Below are 15924 nucleotides of genomic sequence, written 5' to 3'. Positions count from 1 at the left end.
GGGTGAACGCGATCGGGGTGGCGATCCGTGGAGCACCGTGAGCTGGTCGTCCGAGCGGCTCGGGTGAATTGTCAGACTCTGTGCTATGTGTGCGAGTTGTCCGAGGGGGACGGATGCAGGTACCAGGGGGCGGGGTGTGGCGGCGCGAGCGTGCGGACCGGGCGCGCGTCGTCGGCGTCCATGTCGCGCAGTTCTTCTCCGTCCTGAGCAGACCCCACGGCATCGTCCCCACCTGGGACACGCCACTGAGCTGCCTCGACCGCGACCACCTGCTCGCGCTCGCCCGTCAGCGCGGTGTCGCGGCCTCGGCGCGGACGCGGATCGACTTCAACAGCATGGCAGTTGGCGCGCTTGATGAAGTTGAGGTGGCTGGCGGCACGTCACCGTGGTCGCGGGTCGAGGGCGCGTCCGACGCGTCCGCCGCGGCGGCGCTGGTGGAACCCGCAACCGGACGCCGGGGCATGCTGATCAGGTCCGGCTCCTGGTTCGCCTACGCGCGCGACCGCGCGGTGGCGCTGGACGCGGGCGCGCCGCTGGTGGAACAGGTCCGCTGCGCCGCCACCACGGCGGAGGCGGTGGCCCTGCTCGACTGCGAGATCTCGCTCGGGCGCATCGACGCCGGCCGCTGGCTCGTCACCGAGTCCACGCTTCCGCACCGGATCTCCACCTGCCCCGGGCCGGAGCTGCGGGGCAGCATGTTCGAGCTGCTGTCCGTGGCGGACACCACGTGCGAGGGCCGGGAGTTCACCCGCACCTGGCAGATCACGGAGGCGACCGGTCTGCTGCACACGCTGTCGTCGATCGTGCGCTGACGGAGGATCGCAGCGTCTCGAGCGCGCGGCGGTGGTCGGCGGTCGGCGGTCGGCAGTCAGGCGCGCAGCGCCAGGCCGGGCGTGAGGTGGAAGCGTTCCGGGCGGTCCATGCTCCGGCGCTCGTGGGCGGCCACCCCGTCGCGACGCTCCAGCCAGGACCGCAGGCGCTGCGCGACGGCGCGCTCCCGCTCCGGGTTGGGCTCCTCGTCGACCGGTCCGACCTCGCGCAGCAGGATCCGGTGGGGCGTGCCGGGCTCGGTGCCCGGTTGGGTGCCTGGCTGGACGGAGAGCACCTGGAACCGGCTGCCGGGCGGGAAGACGACGCAGGCGTCCTCGCCGGGAGCGGCGAAGAGGGCGGTCCTGCGGCCCGTGGTCGACCAGACGGCGAACTCGACCAGCGCGCCCAGGTCGACGTCGTACGCCGGGAGCGCGGTGACGGGGGCGGGTTCGACCAGGACCGCGCCCTCGGTGTAGTGCTGGACGTCGCTGTCGCTCGCCAACGCACCGAGCAGTACGGCGCCGTGATGGCTCGGCAGCCGGCGCAGCCCTGAGCCCAGGCAGGAGAGGAACGGTGTCAGCGGGCCGGGCGCGCCGTTGCGGGCCGCCGCGACGACGTCCGCGCGCGGCGCGGGAACGCCGGTGTCGGCCTGGTGGAGCAGCACCGCGACCAGGTCCGCCTTGATGTCGTCGGCCGGAGTGGACCGCAGCGCGGGCAGCCGGGTGGCGATCTGGTCCGCCTTGTTGGCCTGCCGCACGAACGCCGGTCCGAGCAGCGCCTTGAACCGCTCACGGTCCTCGGCAGAGCTGGCTCCCGGGGTCGCGGCGGCGTCCGCGCGGGTGAACGCCCGGGGGGACGCGGGGGGTTCGGGGCGCGCGGCGGGCTCGGGGCGCGCGGCGGCTTCCGGCTCGGCGGGCTCGGGGCGGACGGACAGGTCCCGCTCGGCGACCACCGGTTCGGCGACCAACGGCTCGGAGGGTACGGGTTCGGACCGTACGGGCTCCGAAGGTACGGGCGCGGCAGCCGTCGTGGAGACGCGCACGGGCGGTTCGACGACGGCCACCGTTGCCACGGGCGTAGCCGCTTCCACGGGCTCCAGCGGTTCGGCCGCCTCGGAATGCTCGTCAGGTTCGGCCGGCAGCGAGGGCGCAGGCGGCCCGGCGAACACGATCGGCTCGGGCTCCACCTCCACCTCCACCTCGACCTCGACCTCGCGATCGCGCTCGACCTCCACCTCGCCCTCGGGCGTGACCCAGCCGAGTCGGTGGGAGCGGGCCGCGGAGCGCGCGAGCGCGGCGTCGGCCGTGCTCAACTCGTGGTTCGCCAGCAGCGCCAGGCGTGCCTCGCCGGAAAGCGGCAGGCCGTCGAGCAGCTCGCCGAGGCACTCCCACAGGAACGTCGGCGCAAGGTGGTCGGGGTCGCCGACGACGAGGAGCGGATGCCGAGGGTCGGGCCGCATCCGGCGGGGAGCGCAGTCGGCGGGGCAGCCCTCCGCGCGGAGCCAGAGGCCCGCCGGTATCGCCTCCAGCACCCAGCCGGGCGCGGCCGGGTGCCGGAACACCGCGGCCGTGACCGGCCGCCAGGCGCCGCCCGCCGCGCGCCACGCGGACGGGACGACGCGGAGCCGCCGCGACGACGCGGCGAGCTCGGTGAGGAACGGCTCCCAGGTCGGCAGGCACTCGCCGTCGAGCAGCACGGAGGGGGTGGCGTGCGTGATGTCCCTTGCGAAGCCCACTGCCGCGCGGACGTCACCCCCGAGCTCCACGGCGAGACCGAGCGCCAGCTCGGCCAGCTCGACCGGCGTCGCCCACGGCGCGCTGAGGCAGGCCGAGCTCGCGTCCGGTGCGCAGCTCCGCAGCGCGGCGGCCAACTGGTCGACCGGAAGCGTCGGTTGTGACGGCGAGCCGACGACCAGGACCGCGAGGTCGTCGACGGGCCCGCTGTTCAGGAGCAGCGCGTCGAGCCGCTCGCGCAGCAGGCCGTCCTGCTCGCTCGTGGCCGAGCGCACCCACGCCGCCCCGCGCAGCAGGTCGAGGGCGAAACCCTCGGCCGCCCGCTGCGGGGGCCAGGCGGGCCAGGCGGGCCAGGTGACGCCGAGGCGCTCGGCCTCGGCTTCCGCCGTGCACCGCCACCACGACGCGTCCTCGCCGACGACGACAAGCATGCCGTCGGGTTCCAGGGAGACCGTCCCGTCCGGGGCGACGACTGTCAGCCCGGTCATGGCGGCGATCTGCTCGGCGGGACGCTGTACGCCCGGCGCGGCGGAGGCGAGCCCGGAGGCCGCGAGGACGACGGTGGTCGCCCCGCGCTCGGCCGCCGTCCGGGCGAGCGCCGGGAGTTGCTGCCGGAGCGCCGGAGCCGCGTTGGGCGTGGCCACCAGCAACGTCAGCGCGTCCGCCACGGCGGGCAGCCTGCCGAGCGCCGACCACAGCCGCGCGTCCTCGGCCCCGGGCGGGGCGAGGACCAGGTGCGGCCCGACCGGATGCAGGATTCCCGTGACCGGCGCCGGAGTCGGCGCGCCCAGGATCGGCTCCTGGCCCCGCGGTGTGCTCGTGAGGGTGCCGTTCATCGTGTCCTCCTGCCTGTGCATGAGTGCGAGCCTGTGCGTGCGTGCCTGTGCGTGCGTGGCGGTGTGTACGTGCCTGTGTGTACGTCAGCGGTGAGTGCTCGTCAGTTCACGTCGAGCTGCCCGGTCTGCACCTGGACCGTGCGGCGCCGGGTGATGTAGAAGGCGCGTCCCGGGACGAGCTGACGCGGCTTCACGCCGCCGAAGAAGACGCCCTCTGACGGCGGGCAGGAGAGCAGCACCGCCGGGGAGTTGACCTCCTGGATCTTCCGCAGCAGCGGGTCGTTGAGCCCCCGGGCCACGCCGTTCGCGCCGCGCGCGACGACCAGGTGGAGGCCGATCTCGGTGCCCTGGGCCAGGTACTCCAGGATCGGGGCGAAGGGATGGCCGCCCGTCCCGGCGCTGATCAGGTCGTAGTCGTCGACCAGCACGAACAGCTCCGGGCCCTGCCACCAGTCGCGCTTCTTGAGCTGCGCCGGGGTGATGTCGGCGGAGGGGACGCGGTTCACCATGGCCCGCGCCGCGCCGTCGACGATCTGCCGGACGTTGTCCACCGAGACCGCGTAGCCCAGGCGGTAGGACTCCGGCACGGTCTCGTAGAGCTCGCGGCGGAAGTCGACCAGCATGATCCGGGCTTCGGCGGGCGTGTAGGCGGCCATGATCGACTTGGCCACCAGCTTCATCAGGTTGCTCTTGCCGGACTCGGTGTCGCCGACCACCATCAGGTGCGGGTCGGTCTCGAAGTTGTGCCAGAGCGGCGAGATCTCCTGGTCCTCCAGACCCAGCGCGATCTGCAGGGCGCCACGCGGGGCCGGCAGGTCCGCCGCGTCCAGCGAGATCGGGAGCATCCGGACCTGCGGCGCGCGCGGGCCCTGCCAGTGGTCGGACACGGCGTCTACCAGGTCGGCGATGCCCTCGCCCAGGTCGTCGGTGGTGCCGGAGCCGTCCATCCGGGGGAGCGCGGTCAGGAAGTGCATCTTGTCGTCCGTCAGGCCGCGTCCGGGGAACTTGGGAACCTGCTGGGCGGCGCGCATGTTGATCTGCGAGTCCACCGCGTCGCCCAGGCGCAGCTCGAACCGGGTCTGCAACTGGTCGCGCAGCGCGCCGGAGAGCTCGCCCCAGCGGCTGGTGGCGATCATCAGGTGGACGCCGTAGTTGAGGCCGCGCTGCGAGATCAGCGCCAGGACCGGGACCAGGTCGGGGAACTCCTGGCGGACCGTGTTCCAGCCGTCGATCACCAGGAAGACGTCGCCGTTGGGTTCGTCCGGGAGCTCGCCCGCGGCCTTGAGCTTGCGGAACGCGGTGATCGAGTCGATGCCGCGCTCGGCGAAGGAGCGCTCGCGCCGGGTGATGATGCTGTTGACCTCGGCGATGGTGCGCACCACCCGCTCGGGGTCGTGGCGGCCGGTGATGCCCGCGATGTGCGGCAGGCCGCGCAGCGCGGACATGGTGCCGCCGCCGAAGTCGAGGCAGTAGAACTGCACTTCGGCCGCGGTGTGGGTGAGCGCCAGGCCGGTGATCAGGGTGCGCAGCACGTTGCTCTTGCCGCTCTGCGGAGCGCCGGCGATGCCGACGTGGCCGCCCGCGCCGGACATGTCCGCGTACATCACCTCACGCTGCTGCTGGAACGGCCGGTCGATGACGCCCACCGGGACGCGGAGCGTGCCGCGCTCGCTCGGGCTGTCGACGGTGAGCCCGTACTGCGGGTGCGGGGTGAGCGGCGGGAGCAGCTCGTCCAGGGTCGGCGGCACGTCCAGCGGGGGGAGCCAGACGCGGTGCGCGGGCGGACCGGCGTCGTAGAGCTTCTCGGCGGCGAGTTCCAGCAGCGAACGCGTCTCGGTCGCGGCCGGGGTCTCCTCCGGCAGCTCGGCGGGCAGGGTGCGCGGGGTCACGTAGTCGGTCCCGTAGCGCACGACCTGACCGGCCACCACGGCCTGTCGGGCGGCCTTGCGCTTGAGCTGGTAGGTGCCGGAGACGTAGGCGGCCTTGAACCGGCTGAGCGTGGAGATGTCGCTGCGCAGGAAGCCGTTGCCGGGCTGCGAGGGCAGGTGGTAGGCGTCGGGGACGCCGAGCACGCCGCGGCTCTCCATGGCGGAGAAGGTGCGCAGACCGATCCGGTAGGAGAGGTGGGACTCGAGCGCGGTCATCCGGCCCTCGTCCAGGCGCTGCGAGGCCAGCAGCAGGTGCACACCGAGCGATCGGCCGAGGCGGCCGATCATCACGAACAGCTCCATGAAGTCGCGGTGCGCGGCCAGCAGTTCGGAGAACTCGTCGACCACCACGAAGAGGCTCGGCATCGGGTCGAGTGGAGCGCCGGCGAGGCGCGCGGTCTCGTACTCCAGCAGCGAGGAGTAGTTGCCCGCCGCGCGCAGCAGCTCCTGACGGCGGACCATCTCGCCGTGCAGCGAGTCGCGCATCCGGTCGACCAGGTGCGCCTCGTCGGCCAGGTTGGTGATGACGGCGGAGGTGTGCGGCAGCCCGTCCAGGCCGAGGAAGGTGGCACCGCCCTTGAAGTCGACCAGGACGAAGTTGAGCATCTCGGAGGAGTGGGTCAGCGCCAGCGCCAGCACCAGGGTGCGCAGCAGCTCCGACTTGCCGGAGCCGGTCGCGCCGATCAGCATCCCGTGCGGGCCCATGCCGCCCTGCGCCGACTCCTTGATGTCCAGGTCGACCGGCTGGCCGTCGGCGCGCAGGCCGATCGGGATCCGCAGCTTGGTCGCCAGCGTGCGCTTGGCCCAGTGCGCGGCGACGTCGTGCTCGTAGAGGTCCGGGATGCCGAGCAGGGCGGTCAGGTCGAAGTCGGTCTCCAGCGGCTCGCTGGTGTCGGCCGAGTCGCCGATCCGGTAGGGGGCCATCAGCACCGCCAGCCGGCTGACCGCCGCGAGCGACATGCCGTCGGGGCGGCCGAGTTCGGTGTCCTGGTCCTTGCGGTTGCGGTCCGCCGTCACCATGGAGAGCGTGCCGTCCTGGATGCGCAGCCGCAGCGTGTACTTGGCGTGCTTGAACTCCAGCCCGCCGCTGAGGTCGACGAGGATCGCGTTGCGGTAGCCGGTCAGTGCGGCCCGGCTGGTCGCCGGGACGACGGGACCGTCCACGATCAGGACGGTGAACGGCTCCTCACGGTTCGGGACGGCGTCGGCCTCGTAGGGCGGGCGGCTGCCGAACTCCTCGCCGAGCAGCTGCTCGACCTCCAGCACCGAGCCCGCCACCAGACGCACCGCGCCCGCGCCGTCCGTGTCGGTCGGATGCAGCGCGTGGGGCAGCCACTTGGCCCACTCCCACTCCTCACGCCGCTCGTCGTCCGCGACGACCGCGACCCGCAGCTCCTCGGGCGAGTGGAACACCGACAGCTGCGCGACCATGGCCCGCACCATCGCGCGGGCGGCGTACACGTCGTCGGTCTGCATCAGGAGGTGGGAGAAGCCGCGCAGGTAGATGGCGATGGGCTGGTCGGACAGCGTGCCGTAGGCGTGGATGAAGCGCCGCAGCGCGTGCGCGGTCAGCGGCTCCAGGTCCTCGACGGGCTTGGTGGCCAGCGGTGCGAGCTTGGCGGCCAGCCGCTGCGGGCCGGTGCCGATCCGGACGTCGCTGAAGTCGGGGTGCTGGGTGCGGCGTTCCCACAGCCGGGTGGTGCGCACCAGCCCGGCGAGCTCGTCGGTGACCGGGTGGCGCCAGGCCTGCGCCTCCTGCTGCTTGGCGATGGTCTTCCGCACCTGCTTGCGCATCTGCGACAGGTAGCGCAGGTAGTCGCGGCGCTCCGCCTTGAGCTGACGCTTGCGGTCACCCGCGCCGCGCAGCATCGACACCACCAGCATGCCCACCGCGGACAGGCCCATCATGCCGATGGCCACCCACGACATGGCGCCGCCGGACCCGCCGGGGCGCAGGAACATGAAGACCATCGAGAGCGAGCCGAGTGCCATCGGCGCCATCTGCATCATGCTCGACATGGCGCTCTGGGGTTCCGGGAGCGGCGGCGGCTCCTGGAGCTGGATCTCCCCTTCCGGCATCTCGGGGCCGGGGCGCCTCGGAGTGCGACTGACCAGGACAACGCTCAACGCAGGCTCCTCCGCGTGCGGGTGGACATCGTTCTGGTCCACGGGCGGCGCGGCGGCTCCGGTTCACCCCGGGTTCGGGCGCGGCTGAACCTGCCTGATCCCGCCCCCCGTTGGTCCGGTTGAGCCGTGAGCGTCGAGGTGTGCGCCGAAGGAACCGAAGGGGTGGCCAGCGTGGTCGGGAGTGTCGCGAGTGAAGTGATCGTCGGGTACCGCCGGTTGAGGTTCCGGACGCCGGAATCCGGCTTCGAGCTCGTCGTGCCCGCGGATCTGCGGCCGGCCGAGCTGCTGCCGGTCGTGCTCGGCTACGCCGGGGGAGCCGAGCTGGAGGAGAAGGGCATCGAGCACGGCGGGTGGGTCCTGCGCCGGGCCGACGGCACCGCCCTGGACGAGGAGTGCCCGCTGTCGGAGCTGGAGCTGCGCGACGGCGACGAGTTGGAGCTCTGCCCGCGACGGGCGGAGTTCCCCGCGGTGCACTTCGACGACATGGTCGACGCGGTCAAGACCGGCGTGGAGGAGCAAGGGGACAGCTGGCGTCCCGCGCTGACGCACCATTTCGCCCTGGGCTCGGGCCTTCTGGCTCTGGCCGTGGGGTGGGCGCTGCTGGCTCTGCCGGGTGCGCATCCGCTGCGGCTGACGGCCGCCGCGGCCGTCGGCGTCCTCCTGCTCTTCGGCGCGGTCAGCGCCGCTCGTGCCGTGGGCGACGCGGTGGCCGGGGTCGCGCTCGGCGCGACGGCGGTGCCCTACCTGGCGCTGGCCGGTGTGCTGGCGCCGACGGGTGCGACGGGCCGCGCGCACCTCGCCGCGCACCACGGCATGGAACTGCTGACGGGCGGCGCGGCCGGGCTCTGCGCGGCGCTGCTGGCGCTCGCCGCGGTCGGTTGCGACGCGCCGCTCTTCCTCGGGGCCGTGCTGCTCGCCCTGGTGGGCGTGGCGGGCGGGGCCTCCCTCCTGTCCGGCCTGTCCACGGCGGACGCGGCCCTGGTCGCCGCCCTGGTCACGGTGGCGCTCGCCGCCCTCGTGCCCTGGCTCGCGTCGTGGCTGTCCCACCGGAACGTCGCGGCGCTGCGGCGCGGCGTGCCCGGGCAGGAGGCCGAGCCGGACGACGTCGAGGCCGACCTCGACGCGGTGAACGACCGCTACCGGTCGGCGTTCCGGATCGCCGCCGCACTGGGTGCGGCCGCCTGCCTGACCGTCCTGGCTGCGACCAAGGGCACCCCGCCGCACTCCTTCGCCGCGGCGCTGAGCCTGCTCGTCGTGCTGCACGCGCTCACCACCGACAACGCCTGGCAACGACTCGCGTTGCTGCTGGCCGGCGCATACGGAACGGCGCTGCTCGTCGCACACGAGGCCGTCAGGCACTCCGCCACCGTGCGGCTCGGCCTGCTCGGGGGACTGCTCGTGCTCGGCGCGCTGCTGTTGCCGGTGGCCTGGCGCGTCGCGGGCAGGCAGACCCCCGCGCTGTGGCCGCGCGTCGTCCAGGCGCTGCGCCTGGCAACGGTCGTCGGGCTCCTGGCACTTGCGGCGTGGGCGATCGCCGGAGGGTGAACCCGGGGCTCCCGGCGGTCCGTGGAGACCAGTGAGACCGGACCGGTTCTCTTCATCGAGACGGGAGCGAGAGTGGCAACCTCACAGAAGAACCAGGCGGACGTCCAGTCGGTCATCAACGGCCTGCAGGAGCACGTCTCGCAGATGATCTCGCACGCGCAGGTCATCGAGCAGGTCACGCAGGACGTCGAGACCAACTTCCAGTCCCTGGCCAGCACCAACTTCACGGGCGCCATGCGGGAGTGGAACACGAACTACACCGCGCTCATGAACGGCTTTCAGACGTTCCTGGAGGCGACCGTCCACGCCGACACCGTGCTCAACCAGGCGGAGGACGAGGCCGGGGTGATCGGCGGCAACTGGGGCAGCAACAGCCTCATCACCAAGACCCTCGGCGGCTGAGCAGCGCGCCGGGCCCGCACGCCGGGCCCGCACGCAGGGCCCGCACGCCGGGCTCGCACGCAGGGCTCGCACGCAGGGCGCGCAGCACCACGCAGCAGAACCGACCACGGGAAGGGACCCAGAGACATGGCCGACCAGAACCTCCTCATCCGCTATGAGGAGATCGAGAACGACATCAGCAAGTACAGCTCCGCCGCGCACGCGATGGAGGACGACATGAGCTGGCTGATCCAGCAGCTCGCCGCGCACACCGAGACCTTCCAGGGTCCGTACAAGCAGCCGTTCGACGACTTCTCCGCGCTGCTCCAGCGCAGCCACGACCAGCTGACCTCGGACCTGACCTCCGGCTCGGCGGCCCTGCAGCACATCGCCGACGCCCTGCACGAGGGCGACGCCGCCGCCACCCGCGCCTTCGCCCACTAGCGGGGAGGCGAGCGGCAGTGAGCACGAAGAACCCGATCATGGACACCGGCAGTACGGGCGTCACCAAGGTCACCGACGCCTGGTTCAGCGAGTTCATGGTCCCTCACCTCAACGACCTCTACCACGATCTGACCGGTAGCTCGACGAACAACGGGACCTACCTGATCGACCGGGTCAAGGAGTTCTCCGAGGGACCGGGCGGCGCCAGCACGACCAACCCCCCGCAGGGAGGTGGGTGACCGTGGCCAACAACACCAACCCGGGCAACTCCTCGCCCACCGACGGCCGTGGTGGGCCGGGCAGGTACTCGCTGCTCATGCCCGGCAACTCCGCCTACTTCACTCCTGCCGGGGACCTCCAGCAGAAGTGGAAGGGCTTCTGCACCGCCCTGCTCACCCAGATCGGGACCATCCAGACGCGTGTCGAGAACACGTCGCTGGACCTGCAGCGGGCCCAGACCGTCCTGCACAACGCCGACACCGACAGCCTGACGGCTGCGGACATCTGGCTGATCCTCGGCGACGTGATGCCGGGAGCGAGCACGGGGACGAACCCCAACCTCACCCCGCCGCCCGTCACCGGCTGACACCGATCGTCGCTGCGGCGCCGATCACCGCAGGCCCGGCCGATCCGCGGCCGGGCCTCGTCCTCACTCAGGAGAAACCGTGGCGGCAATGTCATGGGAGAACGCCTTGGCGACCTTCGCCGACACGAAGGAGTTCCCATCCATCACCCAGCGGGCCACCGTCGCCGCCGACGGCACCGACTCCAGCGGCAACGGCGGCTATCCGTGGTTCACGCCGTCCGAGCGCTACGTCTGGACGAACAACCAGGACCTGAGCAGCCTCTTCGACTTCTACTGGTCCGTCAGTTTCGACACCGGCGGGGGCTTCTACAACTCGACCACGCTGAGCGGCAAGGTGAACGACTCCAGCGGCTCCGGCATCGTCTACACCACCTGGATCGGCTTCAAGGCCAACCAGGCGGCGTTCACCACCGGCAGCCCGTACGACGGCTTCATCACCCAGCCCGCCACCACCTGGCAGGAGCTGCTCTACGGCCCCAGCCAGAACAACACGACGAGCGTGTGGAGCTTCGACGCGGCCTCGCAGCTGATCCGCGACCTCGACGTCGCGATGAGCGGCTGGCAGCAGTCACTCAACAGCTGGCGTGACACCGTCGGCGATCCGACCAGCGACTGGCAGGGGAGCGCCGCCAACGAGTTCCGTGTGGTGCTCGACATGCTGATCAACGACTTCAACAGCCTTCAGACGCAGCTGGACCAGCACAACCTCGCGCCCGCGCTCGACTCCGTGCGCCAGCTGCTCGGCCAGACCAACTCCCAGCTCTACACGGCGTACTGGAACTGGCGCGCGGACACCTACTCCAACCCGCTGAACTGCCTCGCCTGGGCGATCTCCGTCGACGGCGGCATGGCGGGGGCGAGCGCCACCGGGGTCTTCGGCAGCCAGGACCACTACCAGCCCTCGCTGATCACCGTGAACACCCCGTACGGCGTCGTCGTCGACCACCCGGACAGTGGCTCGTACTACACCCCCGGCCTCTTCGCCTCGAACCCGCAACCCGACTCCGGGCATGCGGACTTCTGGAACAACCTGAAGCAGGGCGCGTGGAACAAGTGGCTGGACAGCATCACCCGGCTGCTCGACCCGACGGCGAACAACGCGATGGGGACGTACGCCAACGCCCTCAACCAGCTGACCGACGCGATCCCGTCGGCGTTCACGCTGCCGCCCAACAACCTTCCGGGCATCACCGACACCGGCAATCTGAACGCCAACCTCAACGCGAACGCGAACGCCAATGCCAACGCGAACCTGAACGCGAACGCCAACGGCAACGCGAACGCGGGCGGCAACGGCAACACCACCGTCACCTCGGGTCCGGCGACCAACGGCGGGAACGGCAACGCCTCGCCCAACATGCCCGGAACGAACGGGAACCCCAACACCGGCGTCACCCCGCCGCCGTTCCTGACCACGTCCACCAGCACGTCGACGTCCTCCTCGTCCAGCACCGGCAACTCGTCCGGCAACGGCGGGATGGCGCCGCTGCTGGGCGCCGACGGACAGCCGCTGTCGGACCGCAACGGCATCCCGATCATGGTTCCGGCCGGCTCCACGATCGGGAAGAACGGTGAGCTGATCGGGCCGAACGGGGAGCCCGTCCTGGTCGGCGGCCAGCCGTACTTCGCGCCGCCCGGCTCCAAGGTCGGCTCCTCGCCGAACCCGTTCGGCGGGATCGGCTTCAACACCCCGATGAAGGTGCCGCCCGGCTCCCACATCAACGCCGACGGCACGGTCACCGCCCCGGACGGCAAGCTGGTGACGGACAGCAACGGCAACAAGGTGATCCTCAGCCACGGCAGCACCCTCGCCGCTGACGGCACCGTCCTGGACTCCGGCGGCAACCCGGTCTCGCAGCAGACCCAGCTGCTCGCCGACGAGCAGCACGCGCTGCCGCTCGCGCCGCCGCCCTTCGCGTCCAGCGGATTCGGCGCCGGCGGGCCGCCCACGACCTCGTCGGGACCGGCCACGGGAGCGGGAGCGGGAGCCGGGGCGGTGACGGGAACCGCGGCGAGTACGGAGTCCACGGGCCTGTCCCAGTCCGTCACCACGGTCGGAGGCGGCAACTACCAGAGCGGTGTCAACGAGCAGAACCTCGCCGAGAAGGGCCTCGGGCTCAACACCGACCAGACCGCCCAGGCGGCGCTGGCGGCGGCCAGCGGGGACGCCTCGGCGGCCGGGGAGATGCCGATGACGCAGTCGATGGGCGGCATGGGCATGGGCGGCATGGGCGGGCTCGGCGGCGGCATCGGCAACCCGAGCGGCCAGGACCGGCAGCGGACGACCTGGCTGACCGAGGACGAGGAGGCCTGGGGCACGGAGACCGAGGGGGTTCGTGGCGTGATCGGCCGATAGCACCGCCCGTTCCCCTGGTTCGTCCGCGTTCCCCGCGTCCCCTACTACCTGATCTGGAGTCAGCCGCATGCTTATGAACTGGGAGCAGACCCTTCTGACGTTCACGGACACCGTGGCGCGCCCGAACATCACCGACCGTTCCGTGGTGGCCTCGGACGGGAGCAACCCCTACGTCAAGGACTCCAGCGGCAAGCTGAATCTCAACTCCAGCAGCAGCATGCCGACCCAGTGGTTCGTCCCGAGCGGTCAGTACGTCTGGAGCACCGACCAGAACATCTCCTCGATGTTCGACGCCTGTCTGATCGTCTCCTTCCCGGCCACCCAGACGTATCCGAACGGGTTCGCCACCTATATCGGCGTCTGCCTGAACTGGGGGGCGTTCGGCACCGGATCTCCCTACTCCAACTTCCTTGGCGACCCGCCGGCGGTCTTCAACAACCTGCTGAGCGGCCCGTGCCAGAACAACTCCACCAGTGTGTGGAGCTTCGACTCCGCCGCCCTGATGCTGAGCGACTTCGACGGCTTTCTGAGCTCGTGCAAGCTGAACCTCCAGACCTGGCGGGACACCGTCGGCGACCCGAACAGCGACTGGCAGGGGAGCGCCGCCAACGAGTTCCGGGCGGTGCTGGACGACCTGTGGAACCAGTTCGACAACATCCAGTTCCAGATCCACATGCAGCCGACCGGTCAGTCCCTGGCCGAGGTGCGGTCGTCGCTCGGCAGCACCAACAGCTCGCTGTGGAACGCCTACTGGGAATGGCGTGCCAACCAGTACGCCTATCCGGCCAACTGCGTGAAATGGGCGCTCGGCACCGATCCCGGCGAGCCGATGAACGGTGTCACCGGCACGGCCACGTACTGGAACGACCCCAACTCCAGCGCCCAGTACTTCCAGCAGATCGTCATCCCCACCCAGTTCGGCACCATCACCGACAGTCCGTCGTACCCACTCCAGTACAACGTGCAGCCCGACGGCGGCCCGAACACGGACTTCTGGGCCAACGTGCGGAACGCGGCGATGAAGCAGTGGCTGGACACGGTCGCGTCGGTCCTCGATCCGCAGGCCAACTCGCTGATGGACTCGTTCGCCCAGGTCATCGCCACCGCGACCGACAACATCCCGGGCTCGATCGCTCCGGCCAAGCCGATGTTCTCCAACGCCAACGCCAACCTGAACGCGAACCTCAACGCCAACCTGAACGCCAACCTCAACTCGAACCTGAACTCGGACCTCAACTCCAACATCGGCCTGCCGAACTCCGGCAACTCCGGCCTGCCCGGCGGGGGCGGCAGCCCGAACCTCAACAGCGGCCTCAACAGCAAGAGCAACCTGCCCGGCCTGAACTCCAACAGCACGAACAGCGGCCTGAACCCGAACCTCAATTCCAAGCCGGGCAACGTCAACCTCAACAGCAACGGGCTTCCCAACAGCAACAGCCTCAACAGCAACGCGTCGTCCGACGTCCCGCTGCTCGGCCCCAACGGCCAGCCGCTGAAGGACAAGAACGGCAACCCGATCTCCGTCCCGCCCGGCTCCACGATCGGCAAGAACGGCGAGTTGATGGGCCCGGACGGGCACCCGTACATGGTCGACGGGAAGCCCTACTTCCCGCCCAAGGGGAGCAAGGTCGGGAAGGTGCCGCAGTCGCAGCCGAACGCCCCGGGGAGCACGGCGTTCACGGTCCCGGCGGGGTCGAAGATCAACAAGGACGGGACCGTCACCGGTCCGAACGGCAAGGTCCTGACCGACTCCAACGGGTACAAGATCGTGCTGGGCAAGGGCGACGTCATCAAGCCGGACGGAACGGTCGTCGACGCCAACGGCAACCCGGTCGACCAGTCGAGCCAGCTCCTGAACGACGAGGAGGCCGCGCTCAGCACCAGCCATCCGACGCAGCAGCAGGGCGGTTGGGGCCAGTACGGCTCCGGCGGGTCGTCGACGCCGACCAGCAGCAAGGTCTTCGACTCCTCCGGGATGTCGAGCTCGTCGCCGTTGCCGTTCACGAGCGGCGCGTCCACCGGGTTCAACCCGCAGCAGGTCCTCAGCAGTGGCGGTCTGCTGACGCCGGAGCAGACGGCCGCCGCGGAGGAGGCCGCCGCCGCGCAGCAGGCGGCAGCCGCGAGCGGCGCGGCGTCCGGCCAGAGCGCCGCCGCCGCGCAGCAGTCGATGATGCCGCCGATGAGCGGCATGGGCGGCATGGGCGGGATGGGCGCCGGCGGGCAGCAGGGCCAGGACCGGCAGCGCACCACGTGGCTGACCGAGGACGAGGAGATCTGGGGCACCGAGTCCAGCGCGACCGACGGCGTGATCGGCCGGTAGGTCACCCGCGCCGACTGAACCCACCGGCCGCCCGCAGCCGTGATGCCGGACAGAGACCAGCGGCACCGGCGTGTACGGGAGAGGCGTGGCATGACCGAGAACGACGACCAGTCAGGCTCCCCGCGCGTGCGGGAGGCGATGGCCCGCCTCGCCGAGCGGCGGGCCAAGCTCCAGGAGATGCGCCGCGAGTACCTGGAGACGACCGCCGAGGTCACCTCCAAGGACCGCATGGTCACCGCCAAGGTCGGCGCGCAGGGCCAGGTGGTCTCGCTGACCTTCCACACCAAGGCCTACCAGTCCATGGCCCCGGCCGAGTTGGCGAGCGCGCTGACCGACCTGCTCAACCGGGCCCGGGCGGACGTCGGCGAGAAGCTGATCCGGTCGACCGAGCGCCTGGACGGCGTCCAGGACCTGCTCCGGATCGCCGTCCCGGGCGGCGGGGAGCTGAAGGACGTGCTGGAGCCGCTGCGCGCGATGCGGCCCGGCTACGCCGAGGAGCAGGCCAGGAAGAACCGGACAAGGAAGCAGGAGGAGTTCAATGGCTGACCAGCTCTACCTCAACGGCCTCACCGGCAAGGGATTCCAGCTGTTCCAGCAGTACCAGGACGCGCTGGGCCGGGTCAGCCGCGACGTGACCGCCATCCGCGAGGACCGGATCAGGTACGGCGGCAACCCCGACGAGGACCCCACGGCGGCTGCGTTCAAGCAGCAGACCGAGCCGGAGGAGGAGTACACCCAGCAGCTCGTGGACGGGTTCACGGAGCAGCTCGGGGCGACCAGCCAGAACGGCGGGCACGTGGTCAACAGCCTGTTCGAGATCGGCGACGACACCCACGTTCCGACGACCGAGTAGTGCCG

General features: G+C 71.1%; 12 protein-coding genes. 10 read left to right on the top strand and 2 right to left on the bottom strand.

Annotation, left to right across the window (positions count from 1 at the left end):
* Window positions 1-113 precede the first annotated feature (113 nt).
* Window positions 114-812 carry a hypothetical protein gene (locus I2501_RS31630; RefSeq protein WP_196197750.1) on the top strand — a complete coding sequence of 233 codons (699 nt, stop codon included), beginning with the start codon at window positions 114-116 and terminating at the stop codon, window positions 810-812.
* Between the two features lie 56 nt (window positions 813-868).
* Here the strand turns inward: I2501_RS31630 and I2501_RS31625 are convergent, their stop codons facing one another.
* Window positions 869-3379: a hypothetical protein gene (locus I2501_RS31625; protein WP_196197749.1), complete on the bottom strand. Its 2511-nt coding sequence runs from the start codon at window positions 3377-3379 to the stop codon at window positions 869-871.
* Between the two features lie 101 nt (window positions 3380-3480).
* Window positions 3481-7386 carry a type VII secretion protein EccCa gene (gene eccCa, locus I2501_RS31620; RefSeq protein ID WP_196197841.1) on the bottom strand — a complete coding sequence of 1302 codons (3906 nt, stop codon included), beginning with the start codon at window positions 7384-7386 and terminating at the stop codon, window positions 3481-3483.
* A gap of 174 nt (window positions 7387-7560) precedes the next feature.
* Here eccCa and eccD point away from each other — a divergent pair, with 174 nt between their 5' ends.
* The 9 genes from eccD to I2501_RS31575 all read left to right on the top strand — a co-directional run bounded on the left by eccD (window position 7561) and on the right by I2501_RS31575 (window position 15919).
* The gene (gene eccD, locus I2501_RS31615; RefSeq protein WP_196197748.1) at window positions 7561-8979 is read left to right on the top strand and encodes a type VII secretion integral membrane protein EccD; all 1419 of its coding nucleotides are present in this window, start codon (window positions 7561-7563) and stop codon (window positions 8977-8979) included.
* A 72-nt stretch (window positions 8980-9051) separates the two neighbouring features.
* Window positions 9052-9381 (top strand): hypothetical protein, encoded by a 330-nt coding sequence (locus I2501_RS31610; RefSeq protein WP_196197747.1) that lies wholly within the window; start codon window positions 9052-9054, stop codon window positions 9379-9381.
* A 126-nt stretch (window positions 9382-9507) separates the two neighbouring features.
* The gene (locus I2501_RS31605) at window positions 9508-9804 is read left to right on the top strand and encodes a hypothetical protein (RefSeq protein ID WP_196197746.1); all 297 of its coding nucleotides are present in this window, start codon (window positions 9508-9510) and stop codon (window positions 9802-9804) included.
* 17 nt (window positions 9805-9821) lie between these two features.
* Window positions 9822-10043: a hypothetical protein gene (locus tag I2501_RS31600; RefSeq protein ID WP_196197745.1), complete on the top strand. Its 222-nt coding sequence runs from the start codon at window positions 9822-9824 to the stop codon at window positions 10041-10043.
* A 2-nt stretch (window positions 10044-10045) separates the two neighbouring features.
* Window positions 10046-10390: a hypothetical protein gene (locus I2501_RS31595; protein ID WP_196197744.1), complete on the top strand. Its 345-nt coding sequence runs from the start codon at window positions 10046-10048 to the stop codon at window positions 10388-10390.
* Between the two features lie 79 nt (window positions 10391-10469).
* Window positions 10470-12746 (top strand): hypothetical protein, encoded by a 2277-nt coding sequence (locus I2501_RS31590; protein ID WP_196197743.1) that lies wholly within the window; start codon window positions 10470-10472, stop codon window positions 12744-12746.
* A 67-nt stretch (window positions 12747-12813) separates the two neighbouring features.
* The gene (locus I2501_RS31585; RefSeq protein ID WP_196197742.1) at window positions 12814-15066 is read left to right on the top strand and encodes a hypothetical protein; all 2253 of its coding nucleotides are present in this window, start codon (window positions 12814-12816) and stop codon (window positions 15064-15066) included.
* A gap of 90 nt (window positions 15067-15156) precedes the next feature.
* Window positions 15157-15612, top strand: a complete 456-nt coding sequence (locus tag I2501_RS31580) for a YbaB/EbfC family nucleoid-associated protein (RefSeq protein WP_196197741.1) — start codon at window positions 15157-15159, stop codon at window positions 15610-15612.
* Window positions 15605-15919: a hypothetical protein gene (locus tag I2501_RS31575; protein ID WP_196197740.1), complete on the top strand. Its 315-nt coding sequence runs from the start codon at window positions 15605-15607 to the stop codon at window positions 15917-15919. Before I2501_RS31580 ends, I2501_RS31575 begins: the two co-directional genes overlap by 8 nt.
* Window positions 15920-15924 lie beyond the last annotated feature (5 nt).

The organism is Streptacidiphilus fuscans (genome assembly GCF_015690355.1).
GTDB lineage: Bacteria > Actinomycetota > Actinomycetes > Streptomycetales > Streptomycetaceae > Streptacidiphilus > Streptacidiphilus fuscans.
The sequence above is the reverse complement of the archived record's forward strand: the minus strand, read 5'-3'. Positions and strand labels throughout refer to the sequence as shown.